Annotated in this window: 18 protein-coding genes and 2 pseudogenes; 12 read left to right on the top strand and 8 right to left on the bottom strand. The window is 45.6% G+C overall.

All coding sequences use genetic code 11. The features are described from left to right. Positions 1–150: 150 nt before the first annotated feature. A complete protein-coding gene (locus tag RLO19_RS26135) occupies positions 151–411 on the bottom strand; it encodes a hypothetical protein (RefSeq protein WP_446360310.1) in 261 nt (86 codons plus the stop codon). Between the two features lie 172 nt (positions 412–583). Here RLO19_RS26135 and RLO19_RS26130 point away from each other — a divergent pair, with 172 nt between their 5' ends. The 3 genes and pseudogenes from RLO19_RS26130 (at position 584) to RLO19_RS26120 (ending at position 8,403) form a co-directional block, all read left to right on the top strand. Continuing rightward, entirely contained in the window at positions 584–1,192 is a 609-nt protein-coding gene (locus RLO19_RS26130; RefSeq protein WP_446360309.1) for a DUF3318 domain-containing protein, read from the top strand. 182 nt (positions 1,193–1,374) lie between these two features. Continuing rightward, positions 1,375–3,561: pseudogene (locus tag RLO19_RS26125) on the top strand (sensor histidine kinase); the annotation flags it as partial. Between the two features lie 405 nt (positions 3,562–3,966). Continuing rightward, positions 3,967–8,403, top strand: a complete 4,437-nt coding sequence (locus RLO19_RS26120; RefSeq protein ID WP_446360308.1) for a response regulator — start codon at positions 3,967–3,969, stop codon at positions 8,401–8,403. Between the two features lie 138 nt (positions 8,404–8,541). Here RLO19_RS26120 and RLO19_RS26115 read toward each other — a convergent pair whose 3' ends face one another. The 5 genes from RLO19_RS26115 to RLO19_RS26095 all read right to left on the bottom strand — a co-directional run bounded on the left by RLO19_RS26115 (position 8,542) and on the right by RLO19_RS26095 (position 12,090). After that, on the bottom strand, positions 8,542–9,000 hold the full coding sequence (locus tag RLO19_RS26115; RefSeq protein ID WP_446360307.1) for a GUN4 domain-containing protein: 459 nt from the start codon (positions 8,998–9,000) through the stop codon (positions 8,542–8,544). A 105-nt stretch (positions 9,001–9,105) separates the two neighbouring features. Then, a complete protein-coding gene (locus RLO19_RS26110; RefSeq protein ID WP_446360306.1) occupies positions 9,106–9,405 on the bottom strand; it encodes a putative quinol monooxygenase in 300 nt (99 codons plus the stop codon). A 228-nt stretch (positions 9,406–9,633) separates the two neighbouring features. Next, on the bottom strand, positions 9,634–9,987 hold the full coding sequence (locus tag RLO19_RS26105; RefSeq protein WP_446336784.1) for a DUF1257 domain-containing protein: 354 nt from the start codon (positions 9,985–9,987) through the stop codon (positions 9,634–9,636). A gap of 144 nt (positions 9,988–10,131) precedes the next feature. Further along, positions 10,132–11,643 (bottom strand): stress-responsive protein Ycf46, encoded by a 1,512-nt coding sequence (gene ycf46, locus RLO19_RS26100; RefSeq protein ID WP_446336783.1) that lies wholly within the window; start codon positions 11,641–11,643, stop codon positions 10,132–10,134. A 96-nt stretch (positions 11,644–11,739) separates the two neighbouring features. Then, complete coding sequence (locus tag RLO19_RS26095; RefSeq protein WP_446360305.1) at positions 11,740–12,090, bottom strand: hypothetical protein; 351 nt, start codon at positions 12,088–12,090, stop codon at positions 11,740–11,742. Positions 12,091–12,252: 162 nt separating this feature from the next. Here RLO19_RS26095 and RLO19_RS26090 point away from each other — a divergent pair, with 162 nt between their 5' ends. Then, positions 12,253–12,756: a hypothetical protein gene (locus tag RLO19_RS26090; RefSeq protein WP_446360304.1), complete on the top strand. Its 504-nt coding sequence runs from the start codon at positions 12,253–12,255 to the stop codon at positions 12,754–12,756. Positions 12,757–12,930: 174 nt separating this feature from the next. On the opposite strand, the pseudogene RLO19_RS26085 reads toward RLO19_RS26090, so the two are convergent. Then, positions 12,931–14,137, bottom strand: a pseudogene (locus RLO19_RS26085) (RNA-guided endonuclease InsQ/TnpB family protein). A gap of 182 nt (positions 14,138–14,319) precedes the next feature. Between RLO19_RS26085 and RLO19_RS26080 the strand changes: the two are divergent. The 5 genes from RLO19_RS26080 to RLO19_RS26060 all read left to right on the top strand — a co-directional run bounded on the left by RLO19_RS26080 (position 14,320) and on the right by RLO19_RS26060 (position 21,270). Further along, complete coding sequence (locus RLO19_RS26080; RefSeq protein WP_446360313.1) at positions 14,320–14,997, top strand: response regulator; 678 nt, start codon at positions 14,320–14,322, stop codon at positions 14,995–14,997. Positions 14,998–15,837: 840 nt separating this feature from the next. Next, positions 15,838–17,346, top strand: a complete 1,509-nt coding sequence (ggpS, locus tag RLO19_RS26075) for a glucosylglycerol-phosphate synthase (RefSeq protein WP_446360303.1) — start codon at positions 15,838–15,840, stop codon at positions 17,344–17,346. 117 nt (positions 17,347–17,463) lie between these two features. Beyond that, positions 17,464–19,152, top strand: coding sequence for a glycerol-3-phosphate dehydrogenase (gene glpD / locus RLO19_RS26070; RefSeq protein ID WP_446360302.1), 1,689 nt, complete (start codon positions 17,464–17,466; stop codon positions 19,150–19,152). Positions 19,153–19,244: 92 nt separating this feature from the next. Next, positions 19,245–20,276, top strand: coding sequence for an NAD(P)H-dependent glycerol-3-phosphate dehydrogenase (locus tag RLO19_RS26065; protein ID WP_446360301.1), 1,032 nt, complete (start codon positions 19,245–19,247; stop codon positions 20,274–20,276). Between the two features lie 94 nt (positions 20,277–20,370). After that, positions 20,371–21,270 carry an Rpn family recombination-promoting nuclease/putative transposase gene (locus RLO19_RS26060; RefSeq protein ID WP_446360300.1) on the top strand — a complete coding sequence of 300 codons (900 nt, stop codon included), beginning with the start codon at positions 20,371–20,373 and terminating at the stop codon, positions 21,268–21,270. A 71-nt stretch (positions 21,271–21,341) separates the two neighbouring features. Here the strand turns inward: RLO19_RS26060 and RLO19_RS26055 are convergent, their stop codons facing one another. Beyond that, complete coding sequence (locus tag RLO19_RS26055) at positions 21,342–21,479, bottom strand: hypothetical protein (protein ID WP_446360299.1); 138 nt, start codon at positions 21,477–21,479, stop codon at positions 21,342–21,344. Between RLO19_RS26055 and RLO19_RS26050 the strand changes: the two genes are divergently transcribed. The 3 genes from RLO19_RS26050 to RLO19_RS26040 all read left to right on the top strand — a co-directional run bounded on the left by RLO19_RS26050 (position 21,469) and on the right by RLO19_RS26040 (position 23,011). Then, a complete protein-coding gene (locus RLO19_RS26050) occupies positions 21,469–22,332 on the top strand; it encodes an Rpn family recombination-promoting nuclease/putative transposase (RefSeq protein WP_446360298.1) in 864 nt (287 codons plus the stop codon). The genes RLO19_RS26055 and RLO19_RS26050 overlap by 11 nt on opposite strands. Before the next feature lie 220 nt (positions 22,333–22,552). Next, entirely contained in the window at positions 22,553–22,753 is a 201-nt protein-coding gene (locus RLO19_RS26045; protein WP_446360297.1) for a hypothetical protein, read from the top strand. Then, positions 22,754–23,011, top strand: coding sequence for a ParE family toxin-like protein (locus tag RLO19_RS26040; RefSeq protein ID WP_446360296.1), 258 nt, complete (start codon positions 22,754–22,756; stop codon positions 23,009–23,011). It abuts the gene before it with no gap. Positions 23,012–23,254: the final 243 nt, after the last annotated feature.

Below are 23,254 nucleotides of genomic sequence, written 5' to 3'. Positions count from 1 at the left end.
GTGCAGCCGAACTACCGGGGGTTGAGGTAACTCAAAACCATCCAAGTGGCGCAATCCCCAAGGGGAATAACCAGGAAATCCTCAAAGTGATTTGGGGAAGCCCACACCATAATTTTCAATTTGGTGTGGGAGGATGTCACTGTATGCAACTTACAAATCTGGGGGTTGATCGCGGTTAGTTAATTCCGAGGGAGGGCGATCGCTACTCCAAGCCCACCACACTTTACCACACTGGCATTGATAGAATTCTTGCCACTTCTTGCGATAATCTTCAGTCAGGACTGGTGATTGTCGATTAATCCAAACCCGTTGGGCTTCCATGCAAGAAGCATGACAGGAGGGACAGCAGAACTCTAAGGCATGAGTTGCTGATTTTGTCCATTGCGGCGGAAATGGGGTAAAAGCGTCCATAGTTTATCGCTCGGTTGTAGCTTGAGGTGAGAGTCTTGTTTTGACAATCTCCTGTGCCTATTTTAGGGGTTTCCCCTACCCAGACGTTTTGAGTTTTGAGTCAATCATGAGATAGTTTGGACAATAAGTGTTTTGAATACCCTTTATCCTCTAAGTCCGAGTCCCTCGTCTGATGAATCCAGAGCCTGAAATTCGCCGTTTGCGTGATATAATGCCCGCCTCTGGGCGAATGCTGACGAAAATTATCAGTAAACCGCAACAGACGGCGGTGATTGAAACTCCTTTGCCGATGCCTTGGTTGAGAGATCGTCCAATTTATATTAATTTTGATCTATGGCGTCGCTTACCCAGACCGCAACGGGATATGCTGCTCCTAAGCACTGTAAGCTGGTTGATTAATATCAAATGGTTTAAGCCAGATTTATATCAAGGCGTCGTAATTGCGGGATTGTTAGGGGGAATGGTGGAACTGATGCAAGGCGATGCGGTGGGTGTTGTTGTGGCGACGGGATTGAGTGCGATCGCAGGAGGTCAAATTTGGCGCAATACTCGCCGTTGCCAAACCCACTTGGATGGGGATACTGATGCGCTTAAAGTTGCTCTACGGCGCGGCTATACCGAAACAGAAGCGGCACAGCATCTATTAGCGGCGATTGCATCCGTGGCTGAGATAGAAGGGCGAGTGAGTTTAAATTTTACTGAATTAATTCGCAGCCAAAACCTGCGGGCGATCGCAGGTATTTCCCCGGTGGGGGTTCCTGAGAGTGTTAAACAGCAATAGTCATTTGTCATTTGTCATACTCGCGCTCAACGAGCCATTTGGTAGAGGCGGGTTTTGCCGCCAAGCTAGGGATAACAATCAATATTAGTCCCATTACCCGCCCCTACAACTCAAAACTCATCCACCTAGGGGATGTTAAGTTTTGATAACTTTGGGCATTCTGTTGATAGAAGCCGATTTTTTTGATTCATGAAATCTTGAATATTAGTTACGGTGAAGATTTAATTTTGTCCATATTTCCTGGGAGTCAGAAACGTTTCTGGCGATACCTAATCACAGTTGCTCTAGTCGCGATCGCCTATATGGGTAGCGCTCATTTTACCCTATTGTGGTTGGGATTGGGCGCTGAGGCGTCTCCGGTGTGGATTAGTGCGGGGATTGCTCTGGCTGTGCTCTTCTTGGAGGGGAAACGGCTGTGGATTGGTGTGGCGATTGGTGCATTCTGGTTAAATCTGTCCCTGGGTGCTTCATTTTTGGTGTCCCTGGGTTCAGTTATTGGCTGCACGTTACAAGCTGTTGTCGGTGCGATGGGATTACGTCGCCTAGATTTTAACCCGACGCTAGAACGCCTCAAGGATGCATTTGCCCTAATTATCGTCGGTGCGCTTATTGCCCCCTCAATTAACGCCACCATTAGTACAGTAGTGAATTGCTGGGTGGGTTTCATCCCGTGGCATCAATTTGGACTGAATTGGGGCACTCTTTGGTTAGGGGACAGTATGGGAATCTTAGTGTTTACTCCCTTACTGCTATTAATTGCCCAAGGATTCCCCCAGGGAATGTTGCGGCAAAATTATCCACCCCATACGATTTTAGAAGCCGTTTTGTGTGGGGCTTTACTGTGGATGTTCAGTTGGCTGGTTTTCCAGTCTCGAACCATTTTTGCCCTCTCCGACTACCCCCTGGAATATTTGCCTTTTCCCTTTGTCGCTTGGGCGGCGCTGCGATTTCGGGTGTGGGGTGCTGTTTTTGCCAGTGTCATTGTTTCGGGAATGGCAATTGGCGGAGCTATCCAGGGAATCGGACCTTTTGTGGTGAAGGCGGGAAGTACCCAAGGAGCAATCCTACTGCTACAAACCTTTCTGGCGGTGGTGACAGTAACCGCTTTCGTTTTAGCCGCCGCTATGTCGGAGCGTCAACAGGCAGAAGCTCTACTCCACGCTACTTTAGAACGCGATCGCTTGTTAGCTGAGATTGCCCTACGGATTCGTCAATCCTTAGATTTAGACCAAATTTTCCAAACTACTGTTGTGGAAGTACGCCAGTTATTACAGGCAGATCGCGTCTATATCAGTTACCTGGATGAAAATAACTACAGTAAAATTGCTGCCGAATCCGTCGCCTCTGCTTATAAATCCATGTTGGGATGGAAACCCTCAGAGAAACTGTTACAAGAAACCCAGGAATTGTTTAGTCAGCGTCAAATTTTAATCCGGGATAATACCGATCAGGTTAATCTGACTCCCTATCTCAAAGACTTTTATCGGTGCTATCAGATTAAAGCTACCCTGGCAATCCCTTTAATTCTTGATGATCAACTTTTTGGATTATTAGCGATTCATCAATGCCATCATCCCCGTCACTGGAAATCTTTTGAGGTGGATTGGTTAAGACGGTTAGCGGTTCAAGTTACCATTGCCCTGCAACAAGCTCAACTTTACCAACAAGTACAAGATCTCAATAGTAACCTGGAAAGTCAAGTGGCAGAACGCACTATGCAACTTGAGGAAAAAATGCAGGAGCTGCAACGGCTTTATGAACTTAAAGATGTGTTTTTACAAGCCGTGTCTCATGATCTGCGAACCTCAATGATGGGCTTAATCCTGATGTTGAAGGGAACGCAAAACTGCCCTGGGGAAACCGTGGCTCTCCCGCGCCGAATTCTGGAGCGGCTGATTGAAAATAGCGATCGCCAATTGACGTTGATCAATGCCTTATCTGAAGATCATTTTAACCAAGGGCTCAAAATTGAGCTGCACTGTCAACCCTTGTGCTTAAATGAACTCCTCAGCCAAATCCTGGCTGATTTGCAGCGGTTATTAACTAGCAACCAAGCCAAATTAACCGCCGTTATTCCCCCAAATTTACCCCCTGTTAAAGCTGATCCAACTCAACTGCGGTGTGTTTTCCAGCATCTATTGACGAATGCCCTTAAACATAATTTACCGGGGGTGCAGATTATGCTGACAGTAAGGGTTGAGGGGGATAGACTCCATTGTGCGATCGCCGATGACGGGGTGGGGATGAGCAAACAGCAGTGCGATCGCTTGTTTAAACTCTATGTTCGGGGATTGCATTCTCAGCACTTGACGGGTATTGGTTTGGGTTTATATTTATGTCGGCAAATTATTCAGGCTCACGGGGGACAAATTAGCGTTACCAGTGCGCCCGGAGTTGGATCAACCTTTGAGTTTACGCTTCCTTTCCCCAACTAAGTTCGGGTAGGGACACGGCATTGCCGTGTCCCTACAGGTGGTGTGACTACTATCTGCGCGATCGCATCCGCCTCTTTATTTGCTTGAGCCTTACTTTAATCCGCCCCGACCAAAAGACAATAATTTTAATCGGCAAAAATAAAAATTAACCCATCCTTTACTTAATTTTTATTCAAACATTTTCCTCTTTTCGTCTTCATCTGCGTCGGCTACAGTGTAAGAGAACATCCCATTAGGGTGACATTAATTTTCTGCAAAAGTTTTGTCAGACTATGCCACCTGATTATCCGGAATGTTCTGATAAATCTCCGAAGGACAGAATAGTGACGGGAGACAGATATGAAACTGAAAACAAAATTTATCTCAGGCTTTCTCGGGGTGGCATCGCTGGTCGCTGTTTTGGGAATTATTACGATTCAAACGAAGAAAAATGTTGATGATAAATTTAATCAGATTACCGAGGGTACAACCCGTCAACTGGTGGCATTAAACCAGATTAAGGCAGCCTCATTACGGTTAACCAATAAAGCCTATAGTTATGCTGTAATCGAAGGAAAATCTACCGCCACCTCGCCAACATCTCAAGAGGAGGAACCTGAAAAACAAGCCAAAATTGACTTTCAACAATCCGTTGCGGCTCTAGATCAGTATTTAGCCGAATTCAACTCCTTTTCCAATACGGCTCAAGCTCAAAGTTTTTATCGGGAATTGAAAGTCAGCAAGCTACTCTTGGCAGAAATCAGCCAGGAAATTTTAGCCTTAGATGACACTAACTTCCAACGGGCTGATATCTTGGCGAAACGACAAGCTTTGGAGAATGCTGAAGACCAATTTTTAGCAGTTGTTGATCAAGCAATTACCTTTCATACTAATACTCTAGAAGAAGAAAATCAAACAGCGAATCGCAGTTCAACCTACTCGCTGATTATTAATCTAACGGCGATTACTGGAGTTGTCGCCGTATCAATTATTTTCGGTATCGTTTTAGCTGATCGCGTCACCAAGCCGATTGTTAAGCTCAAAGAAGCCGCCTCTAAAATTGGCGAAGGGGACTTCGATACCTATGTTGAGGTGCAAACCAAGGACGAGCTGAGTGTTTTAGCTGATGCCTTCAATCAGATGAGTAAACAGCTTCAAGAAACTACAGTTTCTAAATCATATCTAGATAATATTATCAGTTCTTTGAGTGATGCACTCATTGTGCTGAATAAAAATATTAGAGTAGAAAGTTTTAATGAAGCCACATTATTCCTATCCGGTTATTCCCCGAAAGAACTGCGGGATCAGCCCTTAGATAATTTCTTTAAAGAAGATAACTTTTTAGCTCATTTACAAGCCAATGACTCTCAACAAAGTGGGTTTCTAGGTCGGTATGAAACCACCTTCTTTACGAAAACAGGTGACCCCGTTCCCGTATCGGTTACCGCCTCGGTGATGAAGAATTCAGGGCACAAAATTCAGGGAATCGTTTGTTTAGTCCAAGACATTTCTGCTCGCAAACGGGCAGATGAGGCACTGCGCCGCCAAGCGTTAATGTTTGAAACGATTTATGATGGCGTGATTGTCACAGATTTAAATGGTCATATCCTAGACTGGAACCCAGCGGCAGAACGTATTTTTGGCTATGAAAAAACCGAAGTGTTAGGTCAAACCTGTGGTATTATCTACCAACCCGATGCAGCCACCGCTTTAACTCAACAGATGCTGGACAGTTTAATCCGTGAAGGACGCTGGACACAGGAGATTGACTTTATCCGTAAAGATGGCAATAAAGGGGTTTGCGAAACCGTGGTTGTGCCGTTGCGGGATGAACTAGGTAAACCAATTGCCGCAATCGGGGTTAATCGGGATGTTACAGAAAGAAAAGAGTACGAAAATAAACTGGTAGAAGCGCGGGAAGCAGCAGTCGAAGCCGCCCGGGCAAAAGCTCAATTCTTAGCAAATATGAGCCATGAAATCCGCACACCGATGAATGGAGTGCTGGGAATGAGTGAATTACTCTTAACCACAGATCTTAATCCCCGCCAACTGGATTTCGTTAAAACCTTGCAAGTAAGTGGTGAACATTTACTGGGCGTGATTAATGATATTCTCGACTTCTCCAAACTCGAAGCTGGAGAAATGCGCCTTGATATCGATGAATTGAATATTAATCGGTCTTTGGAAGATGTCTTAGATTTGTGTTCTCCCCAAGCCGAAGCCAAGGATTTAGAATTAGCGTTGTTAGTGGATACCGATGTACCCCGACGACTGATGGGAGATGTTGGTCGCTTGCGCCAAATTTGCACCAATTTGGTGAGTAATTCGATTAAATTTACCGAGTCTGGCGAAGTCGTGATTCGGGTGTCGGTTCATCAGGAATTGGCAGATCAGGACAAAATTCAACTGCGATTTGCGGTGCGGGATACGGGAATTGGGATTCACCCAGAGGATAAACGGAAACTCTTCCAAGCCTTCTCCCAAGTCGATTCCTCCACCACCCGCAAATATGGGGGAACAGGTTTAGGGTTAGCCATCTGTAAGCAACTGGTAGAAATGATGGGGGGTGAGATTGGCGTCGAGAGTCAGCTGGGTGTGGGTTCGACGTTCTGGTTCACAATTACCTTTGGTACAGTAGCGGCGGGTACCCAGGAGAATGAGAGCGATCGCATCTTTAGTAATTTACCCATTTCCCCCGAATCTCTGCAAGGGAAACGGGTATTAATCGTCGATGATCGCCCGATTAATCGCCAAATTGTCAAGTATCAGTTAGAAGCCAGAGGCATGGAGGTAGATGAAGCCGATAATGGTATTATTGCCCTCAACGCCATGCAAGCGTCTGCCGAAGCGGGTAAACCCTACGATGTGGCGCTACTGGATATGAAAATGCCCAAAATTGATGGATCTACCCTAGGACGGTTGATTCTCGCAGAACCGGATTGGGCAAAAACCAAGTTAGTCCTAATGACTTCGATGCACGCCGGGGATTCCGCCCAACCTTTGCTCAAAAGTGGGTTTGCCGATTATTTAGTTAAACCGGTGAAAGAATCTCAGTTGTTGGAATCATTACAGAAAATCCTGGCGTCTGAGATCCCAGCCACCCTGTTCAGTACACAGTCGGCTATCCCTGACCCCTCTCAGCCAGCACCCCAATCCACTTGCCTAAAAATTCTCCTGGTAGAAGATACACCAATTAACCTGAAGCTGGTGCGCCATCAGGTGCAATTATTGGGACATGAGTCTGAGTCGGCAGAAAATGGTCAAGAAGCCCTTGACAAAATCGCCCAAAATGACTACGACATTGTGTTAATGGATTGTCAGATGCCCGTAATGGATGGCTACCAGGCAACCCAGACACTACGCCAGCGAGAAGGCACAGACCGTCATACAATAATAATTGGCATGACCGCTTACGCCATGCAAGGCGATCGCGAAAAATGTTTGGCAGCGGGAATGGATGACTATCTAAGTAAACCCGTCATGGTGAAAAACTTGGCACCGGTATTAGAGCGATGGTCATCAGTAGTCAAAGGAGTCTCACCCAAACCCGAACGTCCATATCCGACTCAATCCACGAGTAGTCTGCTCTCTGATGTCGTGGACTGGAAGCGTCTCAAGGAAATCTCTGAAGGTGATCCGGCATTTCAACTGGAGTTAGTCCAAGGCTTTATCAAAGAGGGCGCTAGTTTTATTAACCAGGCAAAACAGGCATTAGTCGATAAAGACTGGGTAATGGTTGCCAATAAAGCCCACCAACTCAAAGGTGCCAGCGCCTCAGTCGCCGTGCAAACTATGCCCGATGTGGCGGAGGAACTGCGACATCAGGCAATCACCAAAAATGCGGAGAGTAGCGCTAAATTAGTCGGGGAGTTAGAGAAACTCCTTGAGCAGCTAAAAGGACATATCGACCTAAATACCACCTCGCTGAACGAGGAACTACCCCGCAAAGGATGGGATTTTCAACAAGAGGTTGCTGCATTGGCAGCAAAGACATCGAAATTGAAAACGGAAACTGAACAACAAATCCCACTAACTCTTTTGTTAGTGGAAGATACACCAGTTAACCTGAAATTAGTCCAGCACCAAGTTCGCCTCCTCGGTCATCAGTGGGATTCTGCGGAAAATGGTGAAAAAGCCCTGGAAAAATTGGCACAGAATGACTATGACATCGTGTTGATGGATTGTCAAATGCCGGTGATGGATGGCTATCAAGCCACGCAAACCTTACGGCAACGAGAAGGTAAAGACCACCATACGATTGTGATTGGCATGACCGCATACGCGATGCCAGGGGATCGAGATAAATGTATCGCGGCGGGAATGGATGACTATCTCAGTAAACCGGTAATGGTAAAAGAACTGAAAGTCATGTTACAGCGATGGTCGTTGGTGGTCAAGGAAAATAAGGCGAAATCCAGCAAACAGATAGATAGCCAAGATACGGCTGAAACGACTGTCGATCCGGTAGATTGGAGTGCATTGTCAGAGATTTCTGGTGGTGACCCCGAGTTCCAGTTGGAATTAGTAAAAGGATTTATTAATGATGGGTCAACCTTTCTCACCCAAGCTCAGCAAGCGTTAGCGGATCAAGACTGGGTAATTTTGGCAAACAAAGCACATCAACTTAAAGGTGCTAGTGCGTCTGTAGCGGTGGAATTAATGTCAGATTTAGCATGTCAACTCAATGATCACGCCCACGAGAAAAATCTAGAGGAGGCGAAGCAATTAGTGAGTCAGATGGAGGACATTATGGCGCAAGTTAAGGCGTCGGTGGAGAAGAAAGCAGCGGCGGGATAGGATGAGCTACAGCCCTCCCCCCTAGCCCCCATCCCCCTCCCGTCCCCCTTAAGAAGGGGGAAGCCATAGGATGCTTCGCTTTTTTTGCACGGGGGGAGAAAGGGGGGGTACTTGGGAGAGGGGAGCGTGATATTTGTTCTAGATATTGCACGCACTAACACGATACAACAGATCATCACGAAGATTTCCCCATGCTAACCATCCCACAACTCCACCCCCAGGGAGATGTCCTATCGGTGCATTCTGATTAAACGTCAGCTCATTGTAACTCTGCCACCGATTAGATACCCGCCATCCAATCCGATCAGCAAATGTCATTAAATCCTTTCCTGATTGCTCATAGATTCGCTTTTGAACACTAAAACCAAATTTACCACTGCTGTACTTGATCCAAAGTTGATCAATCTGCCTAAGTGCATGACAAGGAAATTGCTGAATATCTTGATTCGTTAAATAGCCGCGTTTATCTGCACCCGTAATCTCCAGGATAATTGTAAACGTTTCCTCGTCTGCTTCTTGCCACCGCCCTGCTGCCAGTAGTTCGTTGAGTTTGGTATAGTTTGCCCTTTCAGAAGAGCTTAAATTATCTTCAAGCATAAGTTTTCTTGTAAATCAATAGACAGTAGAGATTTGATACCCTGAATAATCTATTCGGTTTTACTATATAACTTGATCAATCATCCCCTGTCCAAATCAGAAAAACTAAGCCAACAAGACATAATGACGAATATCTGGCGGTGAAGCGAACAACTCTTCGCCTTCTAAAAACGCTTGCTGAATGTGAGCCGAGTCCAAATGCAGCCTCCAAGCTTGCTCACTTTCCCATTCTGCGACAAAGGCAAACTCCGTGGGAATCGCTGGACTTTGTAATAACTCGTAAGTGATACAACCGGGTTCCTTGCGCGTCGCTTCAACAATTTCTAACAGCAGTGCTTTGAGTTTCTCTTCTTTTCCTGGACGCGCTACCACACGAGCTAATACTCGGATTGTTGAGTTGACCATGATTATCAATCCTGTGCGTACATCTCCTCACCTATAAAAGGCTACCGCAGTTCGGAACGCGATCGCAAAAACAAAAATACGGCGGAGCAACTCCCTGGATGAGAGATTTCCCGCCGTTATTATATTATGGAAAAGACTAGAACATTTGTTCTAAAACCTTTTGAAAAAACGGGTCAACCCCAAATAAATAAATTGGTTAACCCGTAAGCTTGGGAACGCCTAGATGGACTATTTTTGTACCACCAGTTTAACGTTGGCATTTTGTAAGCCACGTTGTTTGACCTCTGCTAAGGTCTTGTTAACGGCGTACTTCTGGTTGATCGAGTTGATCAGTTCGGTTTGGTTGTGCTTTTTAGCAACACCCCACAGGTCAGCAATCAGGTCAAAGGAACCATCGCCATTGCGGGACCAACCGAGGTCATACTCGCCTTCGAGAACAGCAACGAGGTCTGCACGAACCCGTTGGCCATTGTAGCCGCGCACATCAGCTTCCGTTTTCACGGAAATACCCAGATCGCTCAAAGAAGCCTTTAAGATTTCGGCATCGGTGATCTTGGTACGCAGAGTGCTAAAGTGAGACATTTTAGATTTCCTCCAGTAGAGATAGAAAACAAACGACAACGTAGCTTTTTTCTTGGGTATGCCGCTGTTACATTGCGGCGTCTTTTGAAACTGCTAGCAAGTATTTGCTAGCCTTTCCTCCTGTTGGGAGCAGGAGAAAGCCTGTTAGAACTCCATTCGCTGATATTCAGCAACGGAGGATGCAGCAGGTCGCGCTCTCTGTCTTGCCCAGTCCCTCAGGGCTGTGACCTGCTCAGTCATTGTCCGAGAAAGCGGTAGCGTTGCTTTGATTGCCGCTATAATATCCAGTTGGGTGAATTCCCGGTCTTGTGCAAATGCCTCGTACATTGCAGCGATGAGGGCTTGCTCAATTTCTGCACCGGAAAAACCATCACAAATTGTCGCCAACTGTTCGATATCAAAGCGCTCTATATCTCGACGCCGCTTACTCAGATGAATCTTAAATATTTGCTGACGCTCTTCTTTATTCGGTAAGTCAACAAAGAATATTTCGTCAAATCTACCTTTGCGGAGAAACTCTCCCGGTAGCCGTTCTACTCGGTTCGCTGTCGCCATGACAAATACAGGCGATGTTTTCTCTTGCATCCACGTTAGGAAGGAGCCAAAGATGCGGCTAGAGGTGCCACCATCGGAGTCAGCCGAGCCACTGCTCCCCGCAAAAGACTTGTCAAGCTCATCGATGAAAAGGATGGCGGGTGAAATCGATTCTGCTGTTTTTAGGGCATTTCTCAAGTTGGCTTCTGATCGACCAACCATAGAACCATCATAAACCCGACCCATATCTAACCGCAACAGCGGTAGTCCCCAAAGGCGAGAGGTTGTTTTGGCAATGAGGGATTTTCCGCATCCGGGTACTCCCAGAATCAGCATGCCTTTGGGTTGGGGTAAACCATACTCTCTTGCCCGTTCGGTGAAGGCGTTTGATCGCTGTTTCAGCCATCGCTTCAGCTCTTCTAAACCACCAACGGCATCAATGGTTTCATCCTCTTCAATATACTCTAAAATACCATTGCGACGAATGAGCTGTTTTTTCTCAGAAAGAACAATATCAACTTCCCCTTCCGTGAGACGCCCTGCTTTAACTTGGGCTTTGCGATACACTTTCTCAGCTTCATCTCGCGTCAGACCTAATGCCGCTTTCAGGAGTTTCTCCCGCGTTTCCGTAGTGGTGCGACGCCCTTTGGTTTTTTCCAATTGCTGAGACAGCACTTGGTTGAGTTCAGTCAAATCAGGTAAGGGGTAGTCGAGAACCACCACTTCCTTCTCTAACTCGATCGGCACCTGCTGCATGGGAGACATGAGTACAATCGTCTTCTGAGCTGCTTTGAAGCTCGCTATAGCATCCCGCAGCCATCGGGTTGTTGCTGGAGAATCAATAAATGGATGTAGATCCTTAAATATATAGATACCAGGTTCTTTTTGCTGAATAACCCATTGAATAGCAGCTTCTGGAGAGACTGTATTGTGTTGGGTGACGTGGCGTGATTGACCATACTCCACAATCCCATGGGTGACAGTCCACACAAATACGCGCCGTTGCTGATTTTTATTTTGAGCAATCATGGCTATTGCCCGTTCTGTCCGCTCTTCCTCTGACGTCACCAGGTAGATTAGAGGGTATTGAGCTTGAATGAGAATACTTATCTCTTCTTGCATGACTATCGACCTACTTAGAGACGGCACAACCACTGCCCAAACATCGTTAATAGAACTCTCGCAGTTAGCTGTTTTTGTACTGTTTTTGTAACACTATCAACAAGGAACGAGTTCCTCTTCGCCCTGAGAATCGGTACGGGATTTAACTTCTTCTCGCACTTTCTCCACAGGCAGTTCATCATCCAGAAGGCTGGGTTGATTGTTCAGGGAAACCATATCTCCATCTTTTATAACCACTGAGCTAGAACATTCGGGGCAATTGTATACCCGATGAGTGTTTCCGTAGGATGCTTCTACCTCATCAACCACTTCCGGGTGGCGTAGATAGAATACGATTGCTCTCTCGACCATCGCCGACATTGAGTCTGAATCAACGGCTGCTCTAATTTTGAGCTGGCGATGAAGTCCTGGTGGAAGATACAACGTAACTTTTTGCTTGTCTTGCATATGATTTTCAATCGTTTTACCCGGGTATGTATGCCAGATTATCGCCATTTTTTCTGGCTGTCAATACCTCAAGCCAGTATGACGGCAATTTTGTAATATTTCTTTACATTATCCAGTTCTCATACCAGATTGGGCGGATAAATCTAAAAGGACGAATGACAAATGACCGCAAAGTTCATTGCTCGAATCGCGCCACTGGCTTTCTTACTCGTAAGCTGTCAGGGTACTAACGTGGATTTGCAACAAACCTGGAACACCTACCGCAACCCCCGCTTCAACTTTGAGTTCCTCTATCCTAGTAATTGGATACCCTTTCCCATACCCGACAATCTTGATGGTCGAGCTTTTCGCGATCCTGAGAATCCCGACTGTGAGATTAGGGGATGGGCAGAATTTGCCGAACTGGGAACCCCATCACCTGAGAGTACATCCAAACCACTCAATCCATCTCAACCTCAGAATTTCCTCACTGAACAAGGTGAAACAGGTAAACTCCAGGTAGACCTTGACCCTGAGATCAGTGTGATTACACTAACCCTGACACAGGACAATGTAAGCTACAACTGGCAGGGACGCTGTGAGAGCGAACAATTTGCTGATTACTATCGCTTTTTCTACTACATTGCTCGTCAGTATCGTCTCCCAGTACCAGATGAGAACCAATAGATCCAAATCCGCATCACCGACTATAGTTTTGGATAACCATCACCAACTACAAACCTTAAATTGTATGCGGCTATCCATCTAGGGGACACAATGTCTTTGACACTCCCCCGGTTGAAAACGCGGGGGATTCTTCGTTCATCCAATCACCTTAGAGTATTGATTCTAATCAATACTCTAGAGGGCGAGTTGTCCCGAAGCGTTTATCCAGTATTCCTGGAGAGTTCCTGTATGCCCGGAGCGTACGAAGTGCTTCCTTGAGTATGTTGATAGCGGCATTCCAGTCGCGGTCTAAAATATACCCGCACTTACACCTATGTGTTCGTGTTGAAAGGGATTTTTTAACAACGCAACCGCAATTTGAGCAATTTTGAGAAGTGTAGTGAGGCTTAACGGCAACCGTTGCTACACCAAATACTTTGCCAAAATACTCAAGAGTGCGTCTAAATTCAGACCAAGCTGCATCACTAATCGATTTAGCTAGGTGATGATTTTTGACCATATTCCGCACTTGCAAGTCTAGCCTTCGGCAAGCCGCTGGCGCGTCTACATAAGCTACCAAGTCGTTAGACCGGACTACGCACAATGCCGTCTTGACAGCAAAGTCTTTACGCTGCCTACTAACTTTTAAGTGTTTTTTAGCTAACTTTTGTTTAGCTTTCTTGTAGTTGTTAGATTGGGGTTGACCCTTTTTAAACTTCTTAGATACTCTCTTTTGAAGCCGCTTCAGTTGTTTTTCTGACTTCCTTAGAAATCTTGGATTTTCAACTGTTGAGCCATTTGAGTCGGTATAGAAATGATTCAATCCGACATCTAATCCTAAAGTATTGCCCGTTGGTTTCTTGTCCTCAGTTCGGTCATGGTCTATACAGAACTGAGCATAATAACCATCGGCTCGACGAACTACCCTAACTCTCTTGATTTGAGTGAGTTGGTAGTAGTTCAGGTCACGAGTTCCATAAAGTTTGAACGTTCCCGCTTTGAACCCGTCAGTGAACGTGATGTGGTCACGATTCTCTGATAGCTTCCACCCTGATGTCTTATACTCTACAGAACCATGGTTAGGACGATTTTTTTTATACTTGGGATAGCCCTTCTTTCCTTTGACCTTCTTCTTGCAGTTGTCAAAGAATCGACTGATACTAGCCCAGGCACGCTCTGACATGGCTTGGCGGGCTTGAGAGTTTAATTTTCCCACCCATGAAAATTCTTGGGCATGCCCAAGAATTTTACAGTATTTAGACAAGTCATTACGACACCTTCCATGACCATCTTCCCAATACCGAAGGCAAGCATTACGGACAAATAAACCAGTACGAATGGCTTCATCGAGCCTTCTTTCCTGGTACTCTTTACCTTTTAGCTTAGCCTCGTAGACAATCATTTTACCAAGCTGAAATTATGGTAGAATTATAGCACAAGATGGTTGACACTCGCAACTAAAGTTGCTGGGCTGAACGCCTCGCTCGGTTTCATCCCCCGGTTAAAACGCGGGGGATGAAACCATCGCTTTACTGTAAAATACGGAAGTGCGATCGCGCCTGCTGCGTTACTTGGGTACAATCCATGTCCTCAGAACTTCCCTCCCCGACTAATTCCCCCACAAATTCCCCACCCCTGCGAGTTGTGATTGTGGAAGATGACCCCATGATGCAGCTTGGCTTAGAACAATCCTTATCCACTAACCCCCAGCTTGAACTGGTGGGACAAGCTGAAGATGGCTATATGGGCGTGGAAATGACCAAACAACTCAAACCTGATATCGTGGTCATGGATATTGGTTTACCGCGTTTAGATGGGATTGCTGCTACTGAGCAAATTAAAGCGGAACTCCCTGAGGTGAGAGTGGTCATCTTAACCTCTCATACCACCGATCGCGAAATTATTGCCTCCCTATCTAGCGGCGCTGATGCCTACTGTGTTAAAGGATCAAGTGTAGAACGATTACTCCAGGCGATCGCAGCGGCGGCTGAAGGCGCAACTTACCTCGACCCTCAAATTGGTCGTCAAGTTCTCAAGCATTTGTCTCCCCCTTCTCCTAAGGGTAATGTTTCCAATTTGTCACAACGGGAGTTAGAAGTCTTAAAACTGATCGTCGAAGGCTATAGTAACCCAGAAATTGCCGCTCAACTTTACCTGAGCGCCAATACCGTTAAAACCCATGTACGCGGGATCATGAACAAACTCTCGGTTGATGATCGGGTACAAGCGGCGGTGGTGGCGTTGCGATCGGGAATAGTTTGATTGTCATAGCCAATGATGTGCGACGAAGTATTCTGCTAAATTTTACTAAAATTTACACTTTTTTATACTTTTGTAGTATAGTGGCTACAGATAGATACTCGATAAGGAAACCTGCCGATGGCAGATATCATCCATAACCAGAGTGTAAGTGATGAATCCTTGTCCACTTAATGTCAGACTATTGTTGAATTCTGAGGTATCCCAGTTTTGTTGTTAGCTTTGGCTCAAGTAAACTCTCGCCAACCTGCTACGACGTTAGTCGTATGGAAAGAGTACTGAGTACGGCAAATAGTAATCGAGGTTGAACACAATTCCCCTAGGATTTGATGGCACAGCCAGTTTAATCTGTACATTGGCGGTTTTGTCATCAAAACTAGACTGTTGAGAGTTTTTTCGATCGAATAATGACTTCCAATCTGTTTCAAATAGTTGTTACCGCTCTAAATCAGCGGATTTTGGGGGCTTGCAATCAACAAAAGCCTGGATTAAACCAATATCTGCAATGCTGTAGCGCTCAGACTTTCCCCCTGTTGAACATCTCCATAGGACAAACCCTGACCCTATCCATTGCAACCTTCAAAAACATCATGGTTGGTAATATAAGTAAAACGGGTAATGCGTTCAATCTTTACTTCCTGTCAGGAGAATACTGACTGGGTTTTCCAGCCTTTGAGTAACGAGATACTCTTAGAGTAAGCCAACAGTCAAAGGGGAAAATCATCACTGTGGACAGTCTAAAACCCTAAATTCATCGAATCTATCAAATTTATTTTCCCATCCAAGTTGCATTGGGATCGGGAATCGTACCACTGTTAATAGTAAACACCTAGAGGTAGTTGCATGAAATCATCACTCGTTATCCTTTATCATCGCGAACCTTATGACGAGGTTGTGGAAAATGGCAAAGTGCATTATCGGGCAAAGAAAAGCCCCAATGGTATTGTACCAACCCTGAAAAGTTTCTTTGCCAGCGTCAATCAAGGCACCTGGATTGCTTGGAAACAGGTGAATGCTAAGCAGAAAGCTAACTTTGAGGAGCGAATTGTTGTCGAAGGTGAAGGGAACTACAACGTTCGTCGGATTCCCCTCTCCGCCGATCAGGTCAAGCATTTCTATCACATCACCTCAAAAGAAGCATTTTGGCCCATTCTGCATTCATTCCCCTATCACTTCACTTACGAGACATCAGATTGGGAAAACTTTCACACGATTAACCGTCTATTTGCCGAAGCCGCCTGTGACGAAGCAGCAGATGATGCTCTAATTTGGGTGCATGACTACAATCTATGGTTAGTACCCTACTACATCCGGCAGCTAAAGCCGAATGCTCGGATTGCGTTCTTCCACCACACTCCCTTTCCCTCTGTGGATATTTTCAATATCTTACCTTGGCGGGAAGAAATTACAGACAGTTTACTCTGTTGCGATATCGTTGGCTTCCATATTCCTCGCTATTCAGAGAACTTCGTCAACGTGGCTCGCAGCCTGCGCCCGGTAGAAATCCTCAAGAAAGAACCCGTACCCAAGCATATCACCCCCACGGGAATCGCCTTGGCTGAGCCAGAAATGACCACGCAGCTACGATACAAAGATCAATTAGTCAACCTCGATCCATTCCCTGTCGGCGCTAATCCTCAACAAATTCTCTCCATCCTGCATAAGCCAGAAACTCAAAAACGGTTTGAGGAAATTAAAGAAAGCTTAGGCGATCGCAAGTTAATTATCTCAGCCGGACGAGTAGACTACGTCAAAGGCACTCGTGAAAAGCTAGAAGCCTATGGACGCCTGCTAGAGCGTCGTCCGGACTTGCATGGCAAAATTAATATGCTAGTCACCTGTGTGGCTTCAGCGTCTGGAATGCGCGTCTATAAAACTGCCCAAACTCAGATTGAGCAGTTAGCCGGAAAAATTAACGGGCGGTACGGGAACTTAAACTGGCTACCGATTATGCTATTTACCCAACCCATTCCTTTACCGGACTTACTCTGTTACTACAAAGCCGCAGATATCTGCTGGACAACTCCCTTGAGAGATGGTTTAAACCTGGTGGCGAAGGAATATATCATCACCCACGAGAAAAAAGAAGGTGTATTAGTCCTCTCGGAGTTCGTCGGTGCAGCCGTGGAACTACCCGATGCCATTTTGACCAACCCCTACTCTATTGATCGCATGGATGAATCGATTGATCAGGCGCTGGCTATGTCTCCGGAAGAGCAAAAGGAACGCATGGCAAAAATGTATGACATCGTAACTAAGTACGATATACAGTGCTGGGCAGATCACTTGTTTGAGATGTTTGAGAAAACCAAACCTCAGACAGCGAAGCAACCGGAAGCAGTGGCTGTTTGATCTGGAAGTTCCAGGGACGTTTTGAGTTAACGTCCTTGTCACCCTTCCCTTATTTGTTCATTTTGCCAATGTCGCGACTACTGTGGAAGTTAGATTAGATGTTACTCAAACGGGATCATGCGTGATTTTCAAACCATCCAGAGCCAAACCTACGATTTAATTGTCATTGGAGGTGGCATTAATGGTGCTGGTGTCGTCCGAGATGCGGCTTTGCGAGGTCTTAAAACCATTTTACTGGAGAAGGCTGACTTCTGCGGTGGTACAACCAGTTGGTCAACGAGATTAGTTCACGGTGGCTTGCGCTATTTGGAATATTTTGAAATAGCCCTAGTGCGGGAATCGCTACGGGAGCGAGAAATTCTATTGCATACAGCCCCCCACTTAGTCAAGCCCCTAATGCTGACGATTCCCATCTACAGCGATCGCTCTCGTCCCTATTGGAAAATTCAAGCGGGGATGCTGCTCTATGATATCTTGAGCTTCGAGAAAACCCTGCCCCCCCACCGGATGCTGCCCAAACAGAAGTTTAATCAGCTCTTTCGCCATCTCGATCCCGATGGTTTAGTCGGTGGAGCGCAATATTATGACGCTCAGGTGGCGTATGCGGAGCGTTTAGCACTAGAGAATATTATCTGTGCAGAACTTGCGGGAGCAACGGTTCTCAACTATGCACAAGTCACCCAATTGCAGCGCCAAGGCGATCGCATCACCAGCGTTACGTGCAAAGATGCCTTAACCGGAGAAGAATTCACCATCCGAGGGAGCGATCGCGCCGTGGTGGTGAATACAGCCGGTCCCTGGGTAGATCAGGTTTGTCAGTCTGGGGTGCAAAATGGACAATCAGCGCCCATTGGTAAGGATAAAAAACTCGGTCCGACCAAGGGAAGTCACATCATCGTCCCTCCCTTCCCCGGCGCTCCCGAAACAACCTTGTATGTAGAAGCAAAAACGGATGGTCGTCCGTTTTTTATTGTGCCATGGTTAGGTATGTATCTGATTGGCACCACCGATCTGCGACATCAAGGTGCCCTAGACTCAATTAAGGCAGACAACGAGGAAATTGATTATTTACTCACCGAAACCAATCGGATTCTGCCCACTGCCCAATTGTCCCGCCAAGATGTTAAATTTACTTACGCGGGAGTACGTCCTTTGCCCAATGCAGAGGGAAAAAAACCGGGCAGCGTCACCCGCAGCCATATTCTCTATGACCATACCCCAGAGGGTGTGAACAATCTAATTTCTCTAATTGGCGGCAAAATCACCACCTATCGCCAAGTGGGTGAAGAGATGGTGGATAAAGTATATCGCAAGCAGGGACGATCTGCCCCCCCTTGTCCTACTTACGACAAACCCTTACCGGGAGCCATTTTACCCAGTGATCCGCGCCTAGAAAAAGCACTGCAAGACTATCGCACCTCATTACCCTTGGCGACAATCCATCACCTGTTTGATATATATGGGGCTAAGGCGTTGGATATTTTAGCGCTAACGGACGAGGAACCGGAATTAGCACAAGGGATTACACCGAACTTGCCCGATATTAAAGCCCAAATTATCTATGCGGTGCAGTCGGAATTTGCGCGGACGTTGGTGGATATTGCCCGTCGCCGTACTAGCTTAGCCATGCATACCAACTATGGCTTTGATATTCTGCCCGTGCTAACCGACACCCTGTCTCAATATGGGGGCTGGAGTTCGGCACAGTGCGATCGCCAAGTTGAGGAGTATCGTGCTTATATGGAAGCCAATTGTATTCCAGATTACGTGATGGCGACTCAGAAACAAACACAAACAGTGAGTTGATAATCTTTTTAAAGGCAAAAGAATGCATCTGATTCTTTTGCCTTTGACCATTAACTTGACCTATAAATTATTGAGTTCAATACATCAAATCTATGGTGAGCAATCTGACAAATTCTCAATCCAGCTCATCCCAAGCTGATCAGAACCCACAAGCCAGTCAGGCTCATGCACAATCCACGCGCCGACCTGCACCAGAAGCCACCCTCGCCATTCTCGGCGCTGGTGCTTGGGGTCAAGCCTTGGCAACGATTGCTAGACATAAGAATCATCAGGTTCGACTTTGGTCTCGCAGCAGCACCGAATCCCTAGAAGAGGTATTGGCGGATATTGATATGCTAGTCTCTGCGATTCCCATGAAAGGGGTAGTGGCGACGGCGGCGAAGATTCAAGAAATTGGTTTACCGGATTATGTGACAATTATTACCGCCACCAAGGGATTAGACCCAGAAACGACTCGTACCCCTTCTCAAATCTGGGAAGCCGACTTTCCTAACCATCCGATTGTGGTACTTTCAGGTCCAAATCTCTCCAAAGAAATTGAGCAAAAACTCCCCGCCGCCACAGTGGTGTCGAGTACGGATATGGCAGCCGCTGAGGAAGTGCAAACGGTGTTTTCCTCCAGTCTCTTCCGAGTCTACACCAGTCCAGACCCCATTGGTACAGAACTGGGAGGAACTCTGAAAAACGTGATTGCGATCGCGGTTGGGGTTTGTGATGGTCTAAAATTGGGTACCAATGCCAAATCTGCCTTAATTACCCGTGCGTTAACTGAAATAATTCGGATCGGGACTCACTTAGGAGGACAAACAGAAACTTTCTTCGGATTATCGGGCTTGGGCGATATGCTAGCTACTTGTAGTAGTATACTCAGCCGTAATTATCGGGTCGGCTACGGTTTAGCCCAGGGGAAAAAATTGGAGCAAATTCTCGAAGAATTGCAAAGTACAGCCGAAGGGGTAAATACAGCCAACGTATTGGTTAAAATTGCTAATCGAGAGCAGATCCCCATACCCATCTGTCGGCAAGTTTATCGCCTACTCAACCATAAAATTACGCCCCAAGAAGCAGTAGAAGCATTAATGGATCGGGATTTAAAGCCAGAATTTTGCGATGATCTGTTCTAAACATATAAAGATGTTTCTATCGATCGCGAAGCGAGTAGAGCTTGCAACAGATTACCATTTTTTTAAGTAAACGTTTAATCGGGGGAGGATAACTATGATTTTTATTAATCCCAAAACGGATTTTGCCTTTAAGAAAATATTTGGTTCAGAGCAAAACCCAGAAATCCTAATTAGTTTCCTGAATTCCCTCCTCTACGGCGGACAAACCCGCATCACCGAGTTAGAAATAATTAACCCTTATCTCGCACCGAAGATTCAGGGAATTAAAGATACGTTCCTGGATGTAAAAGCCAAACTAACCGATGAGACAACGGTGATTATAGAGATGCAAGTCCTGAATTTATCAGGGTTTGAGAAGCGGATATTGTATAACGCAGCTAAAGCCTATTCCATTCAGTTGGAACCCGGAGAGGATTATACCTTATTGAATCCGGTGATAGCCTTGACGCTGACGGACTTTGAAATGTTTGAGGATTTGCCCCAGGTGATTTCTAACTTTGTTATCAAAGAAAAGAAGGTGTTAACGGATTACCCGATTAATGACTTGGAGTTAGTATTTGTCGAATTACCTAAATTTACCAAAGAGTTAGATGAATTAGAAACCCTAGCGGATAAATGGATATACTTTATCAAACGTGCCAGAGGATTAGAGGCGATACCGGAAACAATGGCACAAGTTCCCGAAATCCGCAAGGCGTTTGAAGTAGCCAATCAAGCGAATATGACTCGTGAAGAGTTAGAAGCGCTAGAACAGAGGGAAATGTATATTCATGACCAACGGAATGCGATTAAACTGGCGTTGAGACGGGGCATTGAACAGGGAATGGAAAAGGGTATTCAGGTGGGAAGAGAACAGGGGATTCAGGAAGGAAGAGAACAGGGGATTCAGGCATCTAAAGTAGAGATAGCTAGGAAAATGTTAGGGATTGTAGATGAAAATACGATTAGTCAAATCACTGGCTTGAGTTTAGAAGAGGTGCGACGGTTGAGGTAAAACCTGTTATTCCTGAATGCGAGCGCCTGTTGATTCATGGTATACTTTTCATCATGGGAAAATGTGCCTGCCTATAGACTCGATACATAAGCTTGCAGACAAGAACATAGAAAGAGCGATCGCACCAAAAACTCGGTTGGCACAAAGGAATGCGATCGCGTGTTTTTTAGGTCTACTTTTAATCGGGGAAAAACGAGGATGATTTTCATTAATCCCAAAACGGATTTTGCCTTTAAAAAGATATTTGGCTCTGAGCAAAACCCAGAAATCCTAATTAGTTTCCTGAATTCCCTCCTCTACGGTGGACATCCCTGCATCACTGAGTTAAAAATTATTAACCCTTATCTAGCGCCGAAGATTCAGGGAATTAAAGATACTTTCCTGGATGTTAAAGCTAAACTAACCGATGAGACAACGGTGATTATAGAGATGCAAGTCCTGAATTTATCGGGGTTTGAGAAGCGGATATTGTATAACGCCGCTAAAGCCTATTCGATTCAATTGCAACCCGGAGAGGATTATACTCTATTGAATCCGGTTATAGCGTTGACGCTGACGGACTTTGAAATGTTTGAGGATTTGCCTCAGGTGATTTCTAATTTTATTCTCAAAGAAAAGAAGGTGTTAACGGATTACCCGATTAATGACTTGGAGTTAGTGTTTGTTGAATTACCAAAATTTACCAAAGAGTTAGACGAATTAGAAACCTTAGCCGATAAATGGATATACTTTATCAAAAGTGCTAGAGGATTAGAGTCGATACCGGAAGCAATGGCACAAGTTCCCGAAATCCGCAAGGCGTTTGAAGTAGCGAATCAAGCGAATCTGACTCGTGAAGAGTTAGAAGCGCTAGAACAGAGGGAAATGTATATTCATGACCAACGGAATGCGATTAAACTGGCATTGAGACAGGGAATGGAACAGGGAATTCAGCTTGGAAGAGAACAGGGGATTCAGGCATCTAAAGTAGAAATAGCTAGGAAAATGTTAGGGGTTGTCGATGAAGATACGATTAGTCAAATCACTGGCTTGAGTTTAGAAGAGGTGCGACGGTTGAGGTAGAAATTGTTATTAGTGAATGCGATCGCGTGCTGGTTTATGGTATACTTTTCATCATGGGAAAATGTGCCTACCTATAAACTCGATACATAAGCTTGCAGACGAGGACACAAAAAGAGCGATCGCACGTCCTGGTTTGGTACATCTAATCGGTTATAGGAGAGAGTGCGATCGCATCGACGCGATAAAATGATAGAGGTGGATTGCTCAAGGGTGACGTTAAATGAAACAAGTCGAACAGATTCAATCGGAAATTGAAGCGCTCTCCCAGGAGGATTTCCGGCGATTGAGAGAGTGGTTTGCTCAAAAAGATTGGGAAATTTGGGATAAGCAAATTGAGGCGGATAGTACTAATGGTAAACTGGACTTTTTGCTGGAAGAGGCAATGACAGCCAAGTCTCAAGGAAAACTAGGAAACTTGTAAGTGCATCGAACAACCCCGAAATTCTGGCAACGTTTTTACGCCTTACCAGAGACAGTTCAGCGTCAGGCAAGAAAAAGCTATGATTTACTTAAAGCTAATCCTAGTCATCCATCTTTAAATTTCAAAAAGGTGGGAAAGTATTGGTCAGCAAGGATTGGATTAAGTTATAGAGCCTTAGCCGTAGAAGATGGTTCTGACTTTATTTGGGTATGGATAGGAGATCATGATGAGTACGACAGACTGATTCATCGTAATTAGGTATTCGGGTTGTAGCTTTAAGGTGGAAGCGTGATCGCCTGTTGGTTTATGGTATACTTTTCATCGTGGGAAAATGTGCTTGCCTATAGATCTCATCAACCGTAAACCGTAGTGCCATGACCCAGCTAAAATTGTGCAATAGATTTTACTGTTAGAATGGGCGCACGCCGTGCGCCCCTACAATTCTAATTCACCATTTTAGGTGGGTCAGCCCAGTAGGGGGGCTCTTGCGGTATTCAATTG

The organism is Coleofasciculus sp. G2-EDA-02 (assembly GCF_040226375.1).
Lineage (GTDB): Bacteria > Cyanobacteriota > Cyanobacteriia > Cyanobacteriales > Coleofasciculaceae > Coleofasciculus.
The sequence above is the reverse complement of the archived record's forward strand: the minus strand, read 5'-3'. Positions and strand labels throughout refer to the sequence as shown.

Coding starts and splice junctions, on each gene's coding strand:
- RLO19_RS26135 (WP_446360310.1), bottom strand. CDS start 411: ATGGACGCTTTTACCCCATTTCCGCCGCAATGGACAAAATCAGCAACT.
- RLO19_RS26130 (WP_446360309.1), top strand. CDS start 584: ATGAATCCAGAGCCTGAAATTCGCCGTTTGCGTGATATAATGCCCGCC.
- RLO19_RS26120 (WP_446360308.1), top strand. CDS start 3,967: ATGAAACTGAAAACAAAATTTATCTCAGGCTTTCTCGGGGTGGCATCG.
- RLO19_RS26115 (WP_446360307.1), bottom strand. CDS start 9,000: ATGCTTGAAGATAATTTAAGCTCTTCTGAAAGGGCAAACTATACCAAA.
- RLO19_RS26110 (WP_446360306.1), bottom strand. CDS start 9,405: ATGGTCAACTCAACAATCCGAGTATTAGCTCGTGTGGTAGCGCGTCCA.
- RLO19_RS26105 (WP_446336784.1), bottom strand. CDS start 9,987: ATGTCTCACTTTAGCACTCTGCGTACCAAGATCACCGATGCCGAAATC.
- ycf46 (WP_446336783.1), bottom strand. CDS start 11,643: ATGCAAGAAGAGATAAGTATTCTCATTCAAGCTCAATACCCTCTAATC.
- RLO19_RS26095 (WP_446360305.1), bottom strand. CDS start 12,090: ATGCAAGACAAGCAAAAAGTTACGTTGTATCTTCCACCAGGACTTCAT.
- RLO19_RS26090 (WP_446360304.1), top strand. CDS start 12,253: ATGACCGCAAAGTTCATTGCTCGAATCGCGCCACTGGCTTTCTTACTC.
- RLO19_RS26080 (WP_446360313.1), top strand. CDS start 14,320: ATGTCCTCAGAACTTCCCTCCCCGACTAATTCCCCCACAAATTCCCCA.
- ggpS (WP_446360303.1), top strand. CDS start 15,838: ATGAAATCATCACTCGTTATCCTTTATCATCGCGAACCTTATGACGAG.
- glpD (WP_446360302.1), top strand. CDS start 17,464: ATGCGTGATTTTCAAACCATCCAGAGCCAAACCTACGATTTAATTGTC.
- RLO19_RS26065 (WP_446360301.1), top strand. CDS start 19,245: ATGGTGAGCAATCTGACAAATTCTCAATCCAGCTCATCCCAAGCTGAT.
- RLO19_RS26060 (WP_446360300.1), top strand. CDS start 20,371: ATGATTTTTATTAATCCCAAAACGGATTTTGCCTTTAAGAAAATATTT.
- RLO19_RS26050 (WP_446360298.1), top strand. CDS start 21,469: ATGATTTTCATTAATCCCAAAACGGATTTTGCCTTTAAAAAGATATTT.
- RLO19_RS26055 (WP_446360299.1), bottom strand. CDS start 21,479: ATGAAAATCATCCTCGTTTTTCCCCGATTAAAAGTAGACCTAAAAAAC.
- RLO19_RS26045 (WP_446360297.1), top strand. CDS start 22,553: ATGAAACAAGTCGAACAGATTCAATCGGAAATTGAAGCGCTCTCCCAG.